Annotated in this window: 1 protein-coding gene; it reads right to left on the reverse strand. The window is 39.2% G+C overall.

Going from position 1 to position 604, the window contains the following annotated elements; all coding sequences use genetic code 11:
* On the reverse strand, positions 1-588 hold a 588-nt coding region (locus OOZ15_RS20000; protein WP_265958194.1), incomplete at its 3' end, for a ParB/RepB/Spo0J family partition protein.
* Positions 589-604 lie beyond the last annotated feature (16 nt).

Below are 604 nucleotides of genomic sequence, written 5' to 3' on the forward strand. Positions count from 1 at the left end.
GCTTTCACAGCGCTGACGCAATTCTTTAATATCATCATCAGATACTTTCGCAAGTTTATTAATAAGATTTAAATCATTAATGAAAGAGTCCTGAATAATTTTCTGTTGTGCTTTTGATAAGCGGAAAACACTCATATATTTACTGACAACGGTTTTATTAGACAGCCCATGAATAGCAATAATTTGCTCAGTAGAAAGGCCGTTATCCTTATCTTTTTTAATCGAAGCGGCTCTCTCAAAAATATTTAAAGGGCGCTTGAGAGTGTTCTCAGAAACGTGATCAAGATGTTCTAATACCTTGTCATCATAAGAGACAATTTTAATCTCGCATTCAAGCTCAATGCTCTTTTCTTCTTCAACTTCTCTACCTGCTCTCCAGCGTGATTCACCACGAAGAATAACAAAGCTATCATCGTCCTGGCCGCGCTTAACCACGATAGGCTCACGGATGCCGTAAATCTTACCGTTAGGCAGTTCAAGCCCGATAGAACGCTTTAGCTGCTCAATATGTTCCCTTGCTGAAGGGCTATTCCAGTCTTTACGATCCTGATTACTTTTAGACTTGAGCTGGCTTAGCTTGACAGTCATAGATTCACTCATTGTT

The sequence above is a fragment of the Galbibacter kalidii genome, assembly GCF_026241135.1.
Taxonomy (GTDB): Bacteria; Bacteroidota; Bacteroidia; order Flavobacteriales; family Flavobacteriaceae; genus Galbibacter.